This is a genomic window from Yoonia sp. TsM2_T14_4 (genome assembly GCF_049602355.1).
Classification (GTDB): domain Bacteria; phylum Pseudomonadota; class Alphaproteobacteria; order Rhodobacterales; family Rhodobacteraceae; genus Yoonia; species Yoonia vestfoldensis_A.
Window position 1 is genome coordinate 424,435 of record NZ_CP187137.1, and the last position, 16,745, is coordinate 441,179.

The 16,745-nt window shown below is 60.5% G+C and carries 15 protein-coding genes; 7 read left to right on the top strand and 8 right to left on the bottom strand.

Going from position 1 to position 16,745, the window contains the following annotated elements:
* Nucleotides 1-55: 55 nt before the first annotated feature.
* The 7 genes from pal (at nt 56) to folD (ending at nt 8,206) form a co-directional block, all read left to right on the top strand.
* Nucleotides 56-586, top strand: coding sequence for a peptidoglycan-associated lipoprotein Pal (gene pal, locus ACPF9B_RS01990; RefSeq protein WP_007205665.1), 531 nt, complete (start codon nt 56-58; stop codon nt 584-586).
* Between the two features lie 17 nt (nt 587-603).
* Entirely contained in the window at nt 604-1,425 is an 822-nt protein-coding gene (locus ACPF9B_RS01995) for a tetratricopeptide repeat protein (protein ID WP_007205664.1), read from the top strand.
* Nucleotides 1,416-2,618, top strand: a complete 1,203-nt coding sequence (gene tilS / locus ACPF9B_RS02000) for a tRNA lysidine(34) synthetase TilS (RefSeq protein ID WP_424178870.1) — start codon at nt 1,416-1,418, stop codon at nt 2,616-2,618. The genes ACPF9B_RS01995 and tilS overlap by 10 nt, the downstream gene beginning before the upstream one ends.
* 126 nt (nt 2,619-2,744) lie before the next feature.
* Nucleotides 2,745-4,640, top strand: coding sequence for an ATP-dependent zinc metalloprotease FtsH (ftsH, locus tag ACPF9B_RS02005; RefSeq protein ID WP_007205662.1), 1,896 nt, complete (start codon nt 2,745-2,747; stop codon nt 4,638-4,640).
* A 153-nt stretch (nt 4,641-4,793) separates the two neighbouring features.
* The gene (locus tag ACPF9B_RS02010; protein WP_424178872.1) at nt 4,794-5,372 is read left to right on the top strand and encodes an MOSC domain-containing protein; all 579 of its coding nucleotides are present in this window, start codon (nt 4,794-4,796) and stop codon (nt 5,370-5,372) included.
* 103 nt (nt 5,373-5,475) lie between these two features.
* Nucleotides 5,476-7,152 carry a formate--tetrahydrofolate ligase gene (locus ACPF9B_RS02015; RefSeq protein ID WP_424178874.1) on the top strand — a complete coding sequence of 559 codons (1,677 nt, stop codon included), beginning with the start codon at nt 5,476-5,478 and terminating at the stop codon, nt 7,150-7,152.
* 160 nt (nt 7,153-7,312) lie between these two features.
* Complete coding sequence (gene folD, locus ACPF9B_RS02020; protein WP_424178876.1) at nt 7,313-8,206, top strand: bifunctional methylenetetrahydrofolate dehydrogenase/methenyltetrahydrofolate cyclohydrolase FolD; 894 nt, start codon at nt 7,313-7,315, stop codon at nt 8,204-8,206.
* 61 nt (nt 8,207-8,267) lie between these two features.
* Here folD and pdeM read toward each other — a convergent pair whose 3' ends face one another.
* The 8 genes from pdeM to ACPF9B_RS02060 all read right to left on the bottom strand — a co-directional run bounded on the left by pdeM (nt 8,268) and on the right by ACPF9B_RS02060 (nt 16,745).
* Nucleotides 8,268-8,912 (bottom strand): ligase-associated DNA damage response endonuclease PdeM, encoded by a 645-nt coding sequence (pdeM, locus tag ACPF9B_RS02025; protein ID WP_040483221.1) that lies wholly within the window; start codon nt 8,910-8,912, stop codon nt 8,268-8,270.
* Nucleotides 8,913-8,950: 38 nt separating this feature from the next.
* Complete coding sequence (locus ACPF9B_RS02030; protein WP_424178878.1) at nt 8,951-11,368, bottom strand: ligase-associated DNA damage response DEXH box helicase; 2,418 nt, start codon at nt 11,366-11,368, stop codon at nt 8,951-8,953.
* A 70-nt stretch (nt 11,369-11,438) separates the two neighbouring features.
* On the bottom strand, nt 11,439-12,749 hold the full coding sequence (locus tag ACPF9B_RS02035; RefSeq protein ID WP_424178880.1) for an ATPase: 1,311 nt from the start codon (nt 12,747-12,749) through the stop codon (nt 11,439-11,441).
* Nucleotides 12,750-12,869: 120 nt separating this feature from the next.
* Nucleotides 12,870-13,361, bottom strand: a complete 492-nt coding sequence (locus tag ACPF9B_RS02040) for a prepilin peptidase (RefSeq protein ID WP_424178882.1) — start codon at nt 13,359-13,361, stop codon at nt 12,870-12,872.
* A 4-nt stretch (nt 13,362-13,365) separates the two neighbouring features.
* A complete protein-coding gene (locus tag ACPF9B_RS02045) occupies nt 13,366-14,220 on the bottom strand; it encodes a tetratricopeptide repeat protein (protein WP_424178884.1) in 855 nt (284 codons plus the stop codon).
* Between the two features lie 26 nt (nt 14,221-14,246).
* The gene (locus ACPF9B_RS02050) at nt 14,247-14,807 is read right to left on the bottom strand and encodes a tetratricopeptide repeat protein (RefSeq protein WP_007205653.1); all 561 of its coding nucleotides are present in this window, start codon (nt 14,805-14,807) and stop codon (nt 14,247-14,249) included.
* 14 nt (nt 14,808-14,821) lie between these two features.
* Entirely contained in the window at nt 14,822-15,772 is a 951-nt protein-coding gene (locus ACPF9B_RS02055; RefSeq protein ID WP_424178886.1) for a type II secretion system F family protein, read from the bottom strand.
* Between the two features lie 10 nt (nt 15,773-15,782).
* On the bottom strand, nt 15,783-16,745 hold the full coding sequence (locus ACPF9B_RS02060) for a type II secretion system F family protein (protein WP_424178888.1): 963 nt from the start codon (nt 16,743-16,745) through the stop codon (nt 15,783-15,785).

Consider the following 16,745-nt stretch of genomic DNA (forward strand, 5'->3'; position numbering starts at 1 on the left):
GACACCGATAGCCGTGCTATACTGATGAAAATGAGCAGATAAACAGGATTACCCCATGAAGATGATGACAAAGGCAACACTCTTGCTTTTGGTGCTGGCAACCGCAGCCTGTACCAATCCCAACCGCTTTGGTGCCGGTGGCGCAGGCGGTGCTGGTGCTGGTGCTGGCGGTTTCGACGCCACGACCGGTATGGCAGGCTCCGCGAGCGACCCGCGCAGCCCGGCGTTTTTTAACCAAACCATCGGCGACCGCGTGTTGTTCGCCATTGACCAGTCCACGATCAGCCCCGAAGGGCGCACCATTCTGGATGGGCAAGCCCAATGGCTGCTGACCAATGCCGATTACCGCGCCGTTATCGAAGGCCACGCCGACGAACAGGGTACCCGTGAATACAACCTTGCACTTGGCTTCCGCCGCGCCAATGCCGTGCGCGAATACCTTGTGTCGCGCGGCGTCCCGTCAGCCCGTCTCGAAGTGACCAGCTATGGCAAGGAGCGCCCGATCGAGGTTTGTTCCAACGAGGCGTGTTATTCGCAAAACCGCCGTGCCGTCACGGTTTTGTCGTTCTCGGCGATGACCAGCTGATCCAGACCCGGGGGCCGATGATGCTGCACCGTATTCTTGCCGTTTGTGCCATTCTATTGGCCCCCCTGCCTGCCTCAGCACAGGACGAGACGCTGGCGGATATCCGCCAGCAACTGACCGCACTTTATGTCGATGTGCAGCGCCTGCGCACAGAATTATCAACGACCGGAACCTTACCAACAGGTGTTGCCGGGGCGACACCGCTGGACCGGCTTGACGCAATCGAGGCAGAGTTGCAGCGCCTTACCTCGAAAGCCGAGGAGCTTGAATTTCGGGTAAACCGCATCACCGTGGACGGCACGAACCGTATCGGTGATCTGGAATTCCGGCTGTGCGAACTGGAACAAGGCTGCGATATCGCCAATCTTGGCGATACGCCGTCGTTGGGCGGTGTCGATAATTCGGCGGGCGTGCCCGTTGCCAATCCACCGCCCGTGACGGGCGGCCCTGCCGTGGCCATCGGCGAACAAGATGACATCCGGCGCGCGCAGGAGGCGCTCGCCTCGGGTGACTTTCGCGGCGCCGTGGATCAGCTATCGACCTTTGGCACGACCTATCCGGGTAGCCCCTTAGCGCCAGAGGCTGCGTTCATTCGTGGACAGGCGCTTGCGGCCTTGGGTGAAGACACCGGTGCAGCACGCGCCTTTCTGGAATCCTTTTCGGCTGATCCTGCGGGACAGCGTGCCGCGCAATCACTGGTCCGGCTGGGTGCGTCGTTGGGAGCAATCGGGCAAACGCAGGATGCTTGCCTGACGCTGGCCGAAGTGGGCGTGCGGTTTGCAGGCAACCCTGCTGTCGGGGATGCCCAGACCGCGATGCAAAACCTAGGATGTCAGTAGCGCCGCTGCCTCCAGTGCTTGCGCCCGGTTTTGCCCAATTGCTGCAAGGCGGCACGCCGGTCGGGCTTGCGGTGTCGGGGGGCGGCGATTCCATTGCGCTGTTGCATCTGGCCGCCGGGATTGGCGGGCGGATCAGCGTGGCGTCGGTTGATCACGGCCTGCGGCCTGAAAGTGCGGCTGAATGCGCGATGGTTGCAGATATTTGTACCAGTTACGGCCTGCCGCATCAGACATTAAAATGGACCGGCTGGGACCGGCGCGGCAACTTGCAGGATCAGGCGCGCCGCGCGCGCTATGGCTTGTTGGCGGATTGGGCGCGCGCCGCGGGGGTCGCCAATATTGCGCTTGGGCATACGGCCGATGATCAGGCGGAAACAATCGTCATGGCACTGGCGCGTGGTGCGGGGGTCGGCGGGCTGGCGGGGATGGCGGCTGTGATGTCGCGCGATGGCCTGCATTATCACCGGCCCTTGTTGCAGGTCACACGGGTGGCATTGCGCGCCTATTTGGTGGCGACAGGCCGCGTCTGGTGCGATGATCCTAGCAATGACGACCCCGCTTATGAACGGATCAGGATCAGGCAAGCGGCGGATACATTGGCCGAATTGGGGCTGACGTCTCAGACGCTGGGGCAGGTCGCGCAGCATATGGCGACAGCCACCGAGGCGTTGGACCGTGGCACCGCTGATCTGGCAGCCGCTGTGATGATGCCGCAGAGCGGGGATGTGCTGATCATGCTGGCCCTGCGCGATCTGTCGCACGAACAGGCCCGCCGGCTGGTGTTGGCCGCGATGGAACGGGTGCATCGGCGGATCACCCCGCCACGCAAGGATGAACAGCAGCGCCTGATGCACGCCTTGCTGCAAGGGCAGGGCGTCACGCTTGGTGGTTGTCTGATGACCTTCGACGGACCCGTCCTGCGCGTCAGCCGCGAGCCGCAGGCCGTGGCGCAGATCGTTACCCCCACGACCGCGCTCTGGGATGCACGCTGGCGGCTGTCGGGACCACATGCCCCCGACCTGCAACTGCGCGCGCTGGGGGCGGGGATCGAGCTGTGTTGCGACTGGCGCCGCAGCGGTCTGCCGCGCCGGTCTTTGCAGGCCACACCTGCCGTCTGGCGTGATCAGACGCTGGTTTCTGCACCCTTGGCGGGTTTCGGGGGTGATTGGTCCGCGCAGATTGTCGCGGACTAGCCCTGCGCGCGGCTTTGCGCATTGAAGATTGGCGGTTTGTCCCTATTCTAGGAGTAACCACGCAGGCACGAGTCTGTCGCCTGTTTGACGATGTGATAGGAGTCCCCCTTGGGTAACGCACGCAACATGGTCTTTTGGGTCGTCATGTTCTTGATGGTCCTGGCCTTATTCAACCTGTTCAGCAGCCCCCCCGGTGCCACCGGCGGCGATGCGCGCAGCTTTTCCACCTTTGTCGAGGCCGTTCAGTCTGGCCGCGTGACCGATGCCGTGATCGACGGCGAGCGTGTCCGCTATTCCGAGGCCGGGCGGACCTATTCCACCATCGCACCGTCGGATGCGGAAATCACCAACCTGTTGATCGGCGCCAATGTCCCGTTCGAGGCGCGTAGCCAGGAAACATCCGTGTTCCAGTCATTCCTTGTCAGCCTGTTGCCGTTCGTTCTGTTGATCGGTGTCTGGGTCTATTTCATGAACCGGATGCAGGGCGGCGGCAAAGGCGGGGCGATGGGTTTCGGCAAATCGAAAGCCAAGCTGTTGACCGAGAAATCGGGCCGCGTGACGTTTGACGACGTGGCCGGGATCGACGAGGCCAAGGAAGAATTGGAAGAGATCGTCGAATTCCTGCGCAACCCGCAGAAATTCAGCCGCCTTGGCGGCAAGATCCCCAAAGGCGCGCTGCTTGTCGGTCCTCCGGGTACCGGTAAGACCTTGCTGGCGCGCGCCATCGCGGGCGAAGCAGGCGTGCCGTTCTTCACCATCTCGGGCTCTGACTTTGTGGAAATGTTCGTCGGTGTCGGTGCAAGCCGTGTCCGCGACATGTTCGAGCAGGCCAAAAAGAACGCGCCCTGTATCGTGTTCATCGACGAAATCGACGCTGTGGGCCGTGCACGCGGTGTCGGCATGGGCGGTGGCAATGACGAACGCGAACAGACGCTGAACCAGCTTTTGGTCGAAATGGACGGGTTCGAGGCGAACGAAGGCGTGATCATCGTCGCCGCCACCAACCGGCGCGACGTGCTGGACCCAGCCCTGCTGCGTCCGGGTCGTTTTGACCGTCAGGTCACCGTGCCGAACCCCGATATCAAAGGCCGTGAAAAGATTTTGGGCGTGCATGCGCGCAAGGTTCCTCTCGGTCCCGATGTCGATCTGCGGATCATCGCACGCGGCTCGCCGGGGTTTTCGGGGGCCGATCTGGCGAACCTTGTGAACGAGGCTGCTTTGATGGCCGCCCGTGTGGGTCGCCGTTTCGTGACCATGGTCGATTTCGAATCGGCCAAGGACAAGGTGATGATGGGGGCCGAACGCCGGTCGATGGTCATGACTGCCGAGCAAAAAGAAATGACCGCCTATCACGAGGCCGGCCATGCGATCGTCGGGATTTCACTGCCCAAATGCGACCCCGTCTACAAGGCCACAATCATCCCGCGCGGTGGTGCGCTGGGCATGGTGATGAGCCTGCCGGAAATCGACCGCTTGAACATGTTCAAGGATGAATGCCACCAGCGTCTTGCGATGACGATGGCGGGCAAGGCGGCCGAGATCATCAAATACGGCCCCGATTCTGTCAGCAACGGCCCAGCCGGTGACATCCAGCAGGCCAGCCAGCTGGCCCGTGCAATGGTGTTGCGCTGGGGCATGTCCGACAAGATCGGCAATATCGATTATGCCGAGGCGCATGAAGGCTATCAGGGCAACACCGCCGGTCTGTCGGTGTCGGCCGATACCAAGGTCATGATCGAGGAAGAGGTCCGCCGGTTCATTCAGGATGGCTATGAACTTGCCTACAAGATCATCACCGAAAAGAATGAAGAGTTCGAGCGTCTGGCGCAGGGTCTGTTGGAATATGAAACGCTGACAGGTGACGAGATCAAGCGCGTCATGGCGGGTGAATTGCCGCATGCAAGCGACGACAAGGGTGGCACGCCGCCGTCCGCAGGCTCGTCGGTCACGGCGATCCCCAAGACCAAGCCGAAAAAGCCGCGCGCGCCTGATGGCGGGCTGGAACCGGAACCTTCGGTCTGACACATCAAACGCCGCCCCACGGGGCGGCGTTTTGCGTTGCTGCTCCGGCCCTTGCGGTGCCGGATGCCTGCGGCGGGGATGTTTTTTTCGGAAGATGACTTGTCTTTTCGCGCCCCGCGCGGCCAATGTTGCGCCAGCAGCAGGAGGACGGCGATGCCCGCGTTAAAGAAGACTGAGACCATCGGCGAAGTTGTCTGGCTGGGTCTTGTGCCGGACCGTGATGCCGCCCTCACATCCGTTGCCGTACAGGATGCGCAGCTTACCTATGCCGGTATCCCCGGCGAGGCGCATGGCGGTTTGACCCGCCCGTCCTGTTCGCGCGTGATCAGCCAGCATCCGCGCGGCACGCAGATCCGCAACGTGCGCCAGCTTTGCGTCATGTCCGCCGAGGAATTGGCGCTGATCGCCGCTGATTGCGGGCTGGACGATCTTGATCCGGCCTATGCGGGCGCGTCGCTGGTGGTGCGCGGCATTCCCGATTTCACGCATCTGCCGCCGTCGTCGCGCCTGCAATTTCCGGACGGATCTGTGATTGTCGTCGATATGGAAAACCAGCCTTGCCATTTGCCTGCCAAGGCAATCAACGCCGACCATCCGGGGGCGGGCGACCGGTTCAAGGCGGCGGCCAAGGGCAGGCGCGGTGTCACCGCCTGGGTCGAACGCGAAGGCTTTGTGCGTGTCGGCGATGCGGTCACGCTGCATGTGCCGGGCCAGCGAAGCTGGCAGCCCTGACCCTCTCCCGCCGCTGTCGGGACGGATTGCGTCGCAATCGGGGGACAGCAGGCAAGAGCGCCTCTTTAACAAAGAGGACATGGCCAGCAACAGGAAAGATCACATGGCAGTCAAATCCGATATCGAGATCGCCCGCGCGGCAACCAAGCGCCCTATTCAGGACATTGGCGCCAAGCTGGGTATCCACAGCGATGATCTTGTCCCTTACGGTCATGACAAGGCCAAGGTCAGCCAGCGCCTGATTGACGCCGTGCAGGACCGCCCCGACGGCAAGCTGATCCTTGTGACCGCGATCAACCCGACACCTGCGGGCGAGGGCAAGACTACCACGACTGTGGGCCTTGGCGACGGGTTGAACGCGATCGGCAAGAAGGCGGTGGTTTGTATCCGCGAAGCCTCGCTTGGTCCTTGTTTCGGGATGAAGGGCGGTGCGGCGGGTGGCGGTTATGCGCAGGTGATCCCGATGGAAGATATGAACCTGCATTTCACTGGCGATTTTCATGCTATCACATCGGCCCATAACCTTTTGGCGGCGATGATCGACAACCATGTCTATTGGGGCAATACGCTGGATATCGACATCCGTCGCGTCGTCTGGCGGCGTGTGATGGATATGAACGACCGCGCCCTGCGCCAGATCACGGCATCATTGGGCGGTGTTGCCAATGGTTTCCCACGCGAGGCAGGGTTCGACATCACCGTCGCGTCCGAGGTCATGGCGATCCTGTGTCTGGCCCGCAATCTGGCTGATCTGCAAAAGCGGCTGGGTGATATCATCGTCGCTTATCGTCGCGACAAGACGCCCGTTTACTGCCGCGACCTGAAAGCGGATGGCGCGATGACAGTGTTGTTGAAAGATGCGCTGCAACCAAACCTTGTGCAGACTTTGGAAAACAACCCCGCCTTTGTCCATGGCGGCCCCTTTGCCAATATCGCGCATGGCTGCAATTCGGTGACGGCGACGACGACCGCGCTGAAACTGGCGGATTATGTCGTGACCGAGGCCGGCTTTGGCGCCGATCTGGGTGCTGAGAAGTTTATGAATATCAAATGCCGCAAGGCGGGGATCGCACCTGCCTGCGTTGTCGTCGTGGCCACAGTGCGCGCGATGAAGATGAACGGCGGTGTCGCCAAGGCCGATCTGGGGTTTGAAAATGTCGCCGCAGTGCAGGCGGGATGCGCCAACCTTGGCCGTCACATCGAGAACGTCAAATCGTTCGGTGTTCCTGTCATCGTCGCGATTAACCATTTTGTCTCGGACACTGAGGCAGAGGTGGATGCCGTCAAGGCCTATGTTGCGTCTCAGGGGTCCGAGGCTTTGTTGTGCAGACACTGGGCGCAGGGATCTGCGGGGATCATCGACCTTGCGACCCGCGTGGCCGAGATCGCGGATCTGGATGCTGCCAGTTTCGCGCCGATCTATCCCGATGCGATGCCCCTGTTCGACAAGATGCAGACCATCGCGCAAAAGATCTATCGCGCCGATGGCGTTATTGCTGATGACAAGATCCGTGATCAGCTGGCGCAATGGGAAGATCAGGGATACGGCCATCTGCCCGTCTGCATGGCCAAGACGCAATATAGTTTCACCACTGATCCCGAAAGGCGCGGCGCGCCCACGGGGTTCAACATCCCCGTGCGCGAGGTCCGGCTGAGCGCCGGGGCCGGTTTCATCGTCGCCATCTGTGGCGAAATCATGACCATGCCGGGCCTGCCGCGCGTGCCATCGGCGGAAACGATCATGCTGAACGAGGATGGCCAGATCGAAGGCTTGTTCTAGGCCAGCTGTGCTGTTGTCATTGGGTCGTTCGCGGCGTATCCGGCAGGCGGACCGCAGACAAAGAGGACCGGACGTGAACACACTGCACGATTGCAACGTTATGGTCGATTGCTTGCGAGAAAACCCGGCTCGGGCCGGACAGTGACAGGAAAGATAACCGATGAATGCCCATGTTCTGGACGGCAAGGCCTTTGCCGCAAAGCTTCGTATCACAATTGCGGACCATGTGGCGGCCTTGCAGGCGGGTCACGGCATCGTGCCGGGGCTGGCGGTGGTGCTGGTCGGTGAAGACCCGGCAAGTCAGGTCTATGTGCGCAGCAAAGGCAAGATGACCGTCGAAGTCGGCATGCGCAGTTTCGAGCATCGCCTGCCCGACACCACGTCAGAGGCCGATTTGCTGGCGCTGATTGCGCAGTTGAACGCTGATCCGGCGGTACATGGTATTCTGGTGCAACTGCCGTTGCCCGGGCATCTGAACAGCGATCTGGTCATCAACAGCATTGATCCGGCCAAGGATGTAGACGGGTTTCACATCTCGAACGTGGGGCTGTTGGGGACGGGCCAAAAGGCGATGGTGCCTTGCACGCCTTTGGGCTGTTTGATGCTGCTGCGGGATCATCACGGGTCGTTGGCGGGCAAACATGCGGTGGTGATCGGGCGGTCCAATATCGTGGGCAAGCCGATGGCGCAATTGCTGCTGGGTGACAGCTGCACCGTCACCATCGCGCATAGCCGCACGGCTGACCTGCCCGCGATGGTGCGCCAGGCGGATATCGTTGTTGCCGCCGTGGGCCGCGCGCGGATGGTGCCTGGCGATTGGATCAAGCCGGGGGCCACGGTGATTGACGTGGGCATCAACCGGATTGCGGCCGATGATGGCAGCACGTCTTTGGTGGGTGATGTCGATTATGACAGCTGCGCCGCCGTAGCGGGGGCGATCACGCCGGTGCCGGGTGGTGTGGGGCCGATGACCATCGCCTGTCTGCTTGCCAATACGGTCACCGCCTGTTGTCGTGCCAATGGGCTGGCAGAGCCTGAGGGGTTGACCGTCTGATCCGCCTGCTGCGCAGACGGAGCCTCTGGCAGGGATATTTGGGCTCGGAAGATGACGAAGGTCACGCCAATGGTACGGCCAGCGCCTTGTGGCCTGTCAGGATCGCAATGGCGCGCGGTCCGAAAAGCTGGCGGATCGTGGGCGACATGCAATCCAGCCCACCGGTATAGGCGCCATAGGCTGGCATGACGATACGTTTGGCATCAACCACAAAGGCGGGCCGGCTGCGGCCTGCCAGCCGGTGCTTGGGGTGGTAATGGCCTGAGACTTCGGCAGTTGCGCTGGTCGCAATATGTCGGAAGCTCAGAGTGCCAACCTCTATCTGCGACAGATGACTACCGCCCAGATCGACGGGGCCGGGGTCGTGGTTGCCTTCGATCCAGATCCATTTGCGCCCTGCCTGCAGGCTGCTCAGATGCAGGCGCATGGCGCGATCGAGGCTGCCTGCCGCGGCCAGATCGTCGAAACTGTCGCCAAGGCAGATCACCTGACGCGGGTCCGTTGCGCCAATGTCATCTGCCAGCTTGTCCAGCGTTTCTTGGACTTCGTAGGGCGGCAGCATTACCCCGCTGCGCCGCGCGATCCGGTCGGATTTGCCCAGGTGCAGGTCAGACACGCAGAGCGTGCCTGCCTCTGGCAGCCACAGCGCGCCAGACGGCAGTGCTTGGCAGCGTGTGCCGCAAAGGGTGAAAGCATAGCTGTTCATACGATTTTCTTTGCTGATTTGCCTCGCAGGCGCAAGGTTCAATCCGCGGGCAACCCGATCTTTGCCATTAGGGCTGCGGCCTCGTCCTCCATCAGCCGTTCGCGGCCGGCACCCGCCAGTGCGATGCGACCTTGTTCAAGGAAAAGCGGCATCGCAAGCGGCGTCACCCTCTCCAGCGCGACGTGATCGACGTGGCCTGCAGTGCGGGCCAGCATCTCTTCGATCCGGCCGAAATCGACCAGACCGCGCAGGGCTTCTTCGCGGGTGATCTGCAGCATCAGATGGTCGGGGTCGTATTTGGCCAAAGTGTCATAGAGGATGTCCGACGAAAACGTCGCCTGCCGCCCCGATTTGCGCGCCTGCGGCAGATTGCGTTCAATCAGCCCCGCGATGGTGGCTGCCCCCCGGAAGGTGCGTTTCATCACAGCATTGCCTGACAGCCATGTCTCGAACCCGGCACGCAGATCGGGCGCGCGGAACAAAGGTGCTGCGTCGGTCACGGGTTTGAGCCCCCAGACCAGCACCGCGTAATCCGTAGCGACAAAGCCCAAAGGCTGCAGGTCCATTTCTTCCATCCGCTGGGTCAAAAGCATCCCCAGCGTCTGCATCGCGTTGCGCCCTGCAAAACCGTAAACGCAGATATGCTGGCGGCCGTCATGCGGGAAACTTTCGACCAGTATCCGGTCAACCTCGGGCAGTTTGGACACTTGCCGTTGCAGCCCCAGCCATGCAGCGGTGTGGGCGGGCAATTGGGGCCAGTCGTCTTGCGCGAACATCCGCAGGATGCGTTGCGACAATTGCGTGGAATTGGCGAATTTCGTGCCCATGAAGGTCGCGATTTTCGGCGTCTTGCTGGCGTCGCGCGTCACCTCGACCGTCATCTCGCGCAACCCGTCATAGCGCACGATTTGGCCACCGATCAGGAAAGTGTCGCCTTGGGTCAGCGTGGCGGCAAAGGATTCCTCGACCTCGCCCAAGGGTTTGAAATTGCCTTTCAGGCGGACCTTGAGCGTGTCGGTATCCTGGATCGTGCCGATATTCATGCGGATGCGCAGGGCGGCGCGGGGGTCGCGCAATTGCCATTTGCCATCCGCCGTCTGCAACAGCCTTTTCCAGCGGTCATAGGCGCGCAGGGCATATCCGCCAGTGGCGCAGAAATCCAGACAGGCGTCGAAATCTGCCCGTGTCAGCCCGGTATAGGCGCCCACGCTACACACCTCGGCAAAGAGATCATCAGCGTGGAACGGCCCTGCGCAGGCGGCGATCAGAATGTGCTGGCACAGCACGTCGCGCGGGCCAGCACCTTTGGGGTCGCCGTCAAGGTCATGAGCTTGCACCGCCTCCAATGCGGCGATGCATTCGACCACCTCGAACCGGTTGGCAGGCACGAGCAGCGCCTTGGAAGGCGCGTTGTAGCGGTGGTTGGCGCGCCCGATCCGTTGCACCAGTCGTTTGACGTTCTTGGGCGCGCCGACCTGAATGACCAGATCGACATCACCCCAGTCGATGCCCAAATCCAGACTGCCGGTGCAGACGATGGCGCGCAGCTGCCCTGCGACCATCGCGGATTCCACCCTTTCGCGCTGTTCGCGGGCAAGGCTGCCGTGGTGAATGCCGATCGGCAAATCATCGGTATTGGCCAGCCACAGGTTGTGAAAGAAAATCTCGGCCTGCGCGCGGGTGTTGTGAAAGATCAGCGTGGTTTTGTGTTGTTTCACAGCTTCCAGTACGGCGGGGATGGCATAGGTCGCCCCACCTCCTGCCCAGGGCGGGGGGGCATCCGTTTGCAGCATGGCGATATCGGGAGCGGGGCCGGGGTCGGCCAGCAGGATGGGGCAGGGGTCGGGGTGGCGCGCAAGCATCCGCGCGATGGCAGGCGGGTCTTCGACCGTAGCGGACAGGCCAACGCGGCGCAGGCCGGGGGCCAAGGTCTGCAACCGGCTGAGCGCCAGCATTAGCTGATCGCCCCGTTTGCTTTCGGCGAGCGCGTGGATTTCATCGACGATCACCCGCTGCAACCCCGCAAACATGCGCGGCGCATCTTCATAGCTGATCAGCAAGGCCAGCGATTCAGGTGTTGTCAGCAGGATATGGGGCGGGTCGGCGCGCTGGCGGCGTTTCTGGGTATAGGATGTGTCGCCGGTGCGATCTTCGATCCGCACGGGCAGGGCCATATCCTCGACCGGCCGGCGCAGATTGCGTTTGATATCCGCCGCCAGCGCCTTGAGCGGCGAGACATAAAGCGTGTGCAGCCCCTGATGGGCCCCATCCGCCAGTTCGACGAGGCTGGGCAGGAACCCTGCCAGCGTCTTGCCCCCGCCTGTGGGCGCGATCAGCAAAAGCGCGGGGTCGTTCGCGCGGTCCAGCATGGCCTGCTGATGCGGATGCACCAACCAGCCGCGGCCTGCGAACCACGCGTCGAACTTGGCTGGCAGGTGGCGCGTGGCGTCTGGCATGGATGTCCCGATGCAAAAGATTTCCCCTTAGGTAGGTGGAAGCCTGTGGATTGCAAAGGTCGCCCGGTATCTAGCGGACGATGTCTTCGTCGGTGACGAACATATTGGCCCAGGCGCGGTCGAGCAGGTCAGGCGACATATGATAGGGGATCCCTTCAAAGTCGCAGATCGAGATCATATGGTCGATCAGAAACGTGGGATGAAAATTCGCATAGATGTTGTTTATCTCAGGATAGCGCACATTCAGCAGGTGGACGAGCGTGTCTTCGTCCAGTGGCATCTGGCGCTTGCGCGCGACCATGGCAAAGATTTTCAGGTAATCTTCCTGATTGGGGCCGTCGATTTTGATCTTATAGAAAATCCGCCGCAACGCTGCCTTGTCAAAGATCGCGTTGGGGTGAAAGTTGGTCGAGAACACGACCAGCGTGTCGAAAGGCACTTCGAATTTCTCGCCCGATTGCAGGGCCAGAATATCCCTGTTTTCTTCAAGCGGCACGATCCAGCGGTTGACCAGCATCTGCGGCGGCTCAGTCTGGCGGCCAAGGTCATCGACGATAAAGATGCCGCCGGTTGATTTCATCTGCAAAGGTGCCTGATACGTCCGCGCGGTCGGGTTATAAACAAGGTCCAGCATCGACAACGACAATTCACCGCCCGTGATCACCGTGGGCCGTTCGCAGCGGACATAGCGCGTGTCGAACCGCCCCGCGGTGCGGCGCAAACTGGTGGGATCGTCCACGTCATTTTCGGCGGCGGAATGAACGACCGGGTCATAGACCGTGATGACCTGACCGGAATACGCGATGGCGCGCGGCACATAGATCTTGTCCCCCAGCGCATCCCTGATCCCGTTAGAAATTGATGATTTCCCGTTGCCGGGCGGGCCATACATCAAGATGGACCGGCCGGCACCGACAGCCGGGCCAAGATGGGACAACAGGTCCGCAGGCAGGACCAGATGACCCATCGCGGTGGTCAGCTGTTCGCGGGTGATCTGGGTGTTGCGGATCGACTGCCGTTTGACCTGTTCGGCGTAAACGGACAAAGGCACGGGCATCGGCCCGTAATATTCGGATTGGTGCAATGCATCCAGCGCGCGGGCGCGGCCCGCATCGGTCAGCCGATACCCCATTTCAGCACTGCTGTTGGCGTTCAAAGTGCCTGTCGCCTCTACCAGCAGTTGGCCGCGCGCCAGATCGACCAGTTCCTGCGTGACCACCACAGGCAGGCAGATGGTGCGGCTGATCTGGGACACCTGATCAAGGTTCATCCGGAACATCGTCTTGATCAGGATGTCGCGCATCATGGCCATGGGCAGCAACATCGCATCCAGACTGCGCGGGGCGGGTGGGGCCATAACAGTCGATGTTTGCACGTTCATTGTTCTGCCTATCCGCTGAAAGCATGGGTGTCTGATGATCGGGGCTTGGTTGCCAGAATACAGCCCATTATGGCGAAATCGTGAACAAAGCCGTGCCAGTCAAAGGTATTGCGCAAAGTTTCAACGATAGACCGCGACCAGCGACAGATAAAACACCAGCGTCATCGCCAGCGGAAATCCCATCGGGAACCTGCGGGTTTCGGACCAGCTTTGCCAATGTGGCACCAACCGGCGCAGGGGGCTGATCTTTACCAGCCGATGCGTGACAAGACCGGCCAGCAGACAGGCTGCGAACAAGGGCAAAACCAAAGGCAGATCCGTGGTGGCAATGAATGGTGCGGCCGCGGCGGTGAATTTTGCATCACCCGCACCAAGAACGCGCGCCATGTTCAGAATGAACCCGATCACGAGCATGACCGGCAGATGCAGCCAATGCCACAGGTATTGGCCAAACGGCAGGGCGATCAGGCCCAGCACGGCAAAGCCCATCACCAGCGCATAGACTGCGACATTGGGGATTTTCATCTGCCGCAGGTCGCTCCATGCGACATAGATCGCAATCGGGACGACGGCGGGCAAAAACCACAGAGCGGCGCTGGCGGTCAGTCCCATCGGATCAGTTCACAGCATTGTTTTCGAGCGCCTCAAGCGCGCGCACGGCGGCGTCGAAATATTGCGGATGGGTGTTGATCGCGTCATTCAACAGCGATTTGCCAATCGAGACGTCATTTTGCTTGATCGCGGTTAGCGCCATTGTGTGCAGCAATTGCGCGCGTTCGACCTGTGTCATTGTCACGACGGGCAGTGTGTAATTGCGTTGTGCACCGCGCGCCAGAACCAGGTTGTTCTTGGCGGTGAACAAGGCTGGATTGAACCGCAAGGCATCGGAAAACAGCCGTTCGGCGGCAGGGTAATCGCCGCGCGTCAGTTTGGAAAACCCCCAGTTATTGTAGACTGGGGCGGGCCGCGTGGTCAGGCCGACGGCGGTTTCATAGAAACTGTCGGCCTTGTCCCATTGCTGGCGGCTGTCAGCGACCATTGCTTCCAGGCGGTAGCGTTCAAAGTTTTCAAAGGTCGGCGGAATTGTGTTCAGCGTTGCCGCTGCTTCGTCCCACAGATTGCCGCGGATATAGGCATCGGCAAGGTTGAGGCGGTCATGATCCGTGGCGTCAGGATGTGCTGTGACGGTCTGCCAGGCCGCGACGGCCTCGGTTACGCGGCGCGCGCGGATCAAGGACAGCGCAAGCCCGCGTTGCAGATCAATGCGGCCGGGATCGTTAGCATTGGCGTTGGCAAAGTAGTTGACGGCCTCGTCCGGGTCGCCGACCGTCAGCATCACGTCGTTGAGGTTGGTTTCATCAACGACATTGATGTCGCGCAGCGCCTGTTCCAAATCGGCTTCGCCGGACCTGTCACAGGCGGACAAGATGATGAGTGTCGCAAAAAGCGGTATGAAAACTGGATGGCGCATGTTTCTGCGTCCTCTTGCTGCTCTGCTTAGAGATCCGACATCAATACAAAGTCACCTGCACCACGTCGGATCAGACTGAAATTTTGAACGTCTTTTGCGAAATTTTCGTCAGCTTCCGCAAGATTTGCGAGAGACAAGCGCAAGTTCTCGCGTATTTCGTCGGAATTGCCGTTATCTGCAGCAAAGGCGCGACGGAAAGCCTCGCTTGCTTCGCCGACTTGGCCGCGTTCCATCAGGGCAACGCCCAGATTGTTCCATGCGGGCGGAAAGGTCGGGTCTTCTGCGACGGCCCGTTGGAGCCAGTGTTCCGCCTGACCAAGCCGCCCCAAATTAAGGTTCGCCGACCCGATTGCTGACATCGTATCCACGTTCAATCCTTGCTGGGCGGCGGCGCGATGATAGGCTTTCAGCGCCAGATCGAATTCACCGGCCGTCATCAGCCGATGGCCAACGATCAGCCCGTCGATATTGCCAAGCCCGACAGCACCCGGCGCAAAAGTGCCATCGCTGGATTGGTTCAGGTCGCCCGCGTTGCAGGCAGCCAGCGCGATGACTGCAACGGTCAGCATGGTCTGATGAATGCCCATCGCCGGTTCAGCCTCTATCCAAGGCTTGTTGTGATGGCATAGATCGACGGTCCGATCAGGATCGCCATCAGCGGTGGCACGGTCAGCATCATCGTGGCCAGCGTCATCTTGGTCGGCAGCTTGTTGGCGGCCTCTTCGGCGCGCATCACGCGCTTGTCGCGCATTTCCGACGCATAGACGCGCAGCGCATCCGAGATGGATGTGCCAAATTGCGCCGATTGTACCATCACCGTCACAAAGCTGGAAATATCCGGCACGCCGCAACGTTCGGCCATATCCTTGAGAACGGTGGTCTTGTCCTTGCCGGCCTTGGCTTCTTGACTGACGATCTCGAATTCCTCGGCCAGTTCAGGAAAGCCGGTGCGCAATTCGTTCGATACGCGCAGGATCGACTGGTCCAGCGATTGCCCCGCTTCGACGCAGACAAGCATCAGGTCAAGCGAATCCGGAAAGGCGTTGATAATGGCCTCTTTGCGCACCTCGACACGGCGGGTGACCCAGTATTTGGGAAACATATAGCCGATGCCGCCTGGCACGAGGATCATCATGATCAGTTCTTGCGTATTGACCGTACGTTGCGCCATTTCGATCAAGGCATAGATGCCGCCGCCGAACAGGCCGGTGATCCCCAATGCAAATTGCACGAAATGGTAAATACGAACGGCATTCTTGCTGCGGTATCCTGATTGCAGCAGCTTGAGCTTGACCGCGGAATATTCTGCGGCGTTCTGCGGCTCCAGAAAGTTTGAATACTTTTCTAGCGTGTCTTTGCTGGATGCTGCGCGTAGTCTTTCGGTCTTGTTGGTCGGCCGGTTCGCGGCCTTGAGCCGGTCAAGCGGGTCTTGTTTGCGCCTGAACACAACTGGCAAGGTCAGCAGGATCATGAACAACCCAACAAGCCCGATAACCATCAAGGGGCCGAACGGGCCAAGAATGTCGATGATCAAGGTTTGAATGGCTTGCATGCGGCGTCTCTCAGACTTTGATATTGGTCAGCGCGCGCATCACGATCAGGTTCAGCACCAAGAACGCCGCAACAACGAAACAGGCCGGGATGAACATCGGGCTTTCCATCACATCATCAAAATAATTTGGTTGCACCAGATTGATGCCGATCAGTGCAAGGATCGGGAAAGCCGAGAGCAGGTTGCCGGACCATTTCGCCTCGGCGGTAATGGCTTTGACGCGGCGGAACAGGCGGAACCGCGCACGGATCACCTTGGACAGACCATCGAGGATTTCTGCAAGATTGCCGCCCGAAGATTGCTGGATCGTCACCGCCACGGCCAAAAAGCGCAAATCCTGATTGTCGAGCCGTTCCGCCATCGCCTTGAGCGTTTCGCCCATGTCGCGCCCATATGCGGTTTCATCGGCGATAATGCCGATCTCTGTACCCAGCGGATCGGGGACTTCCTTGGCGGCGATGTTGATCGCGCTTGAAAACGGGTGGCCCACGCGCAGCGACCGCACCATCAGGTCCACCGCATCTGGCAATTGTTCGGAAATCAGGTTGATCCGTTGGGTCGCCTTGCGGCTGATCCAAAGATAGACGCCACCGACGCCCATCAGCACGCTGATCAGAATCCGCACCGGCGGAGCCACTTGCGTGAAAAGCGTCAACATCAAAAACGCAGCGAGGCTGACCACGGCCATCACCATCATGATCTGTGTGGGCGAGAAAGCGATATTCGCTTTTTGCGCCTTGGTCGCAAGCAATGAATAGATCGGGATGCTTTGCGATTTCATGTGCTGTGTCATCTCCTTGCGGAGTTGGTCCAGCACCTGTTCGCGGTTGCCACCCTTGTCGAGCATCTCAAGACGGCGGTTGACCTTGCCATCCATGCTGATCGACTTGCCGAAAATCACAAGATAGGCGCCTTGGACAAGCGCCAGCACAGCGACAAAGATCAGGATATATATGATGGGTTCAATGGACAT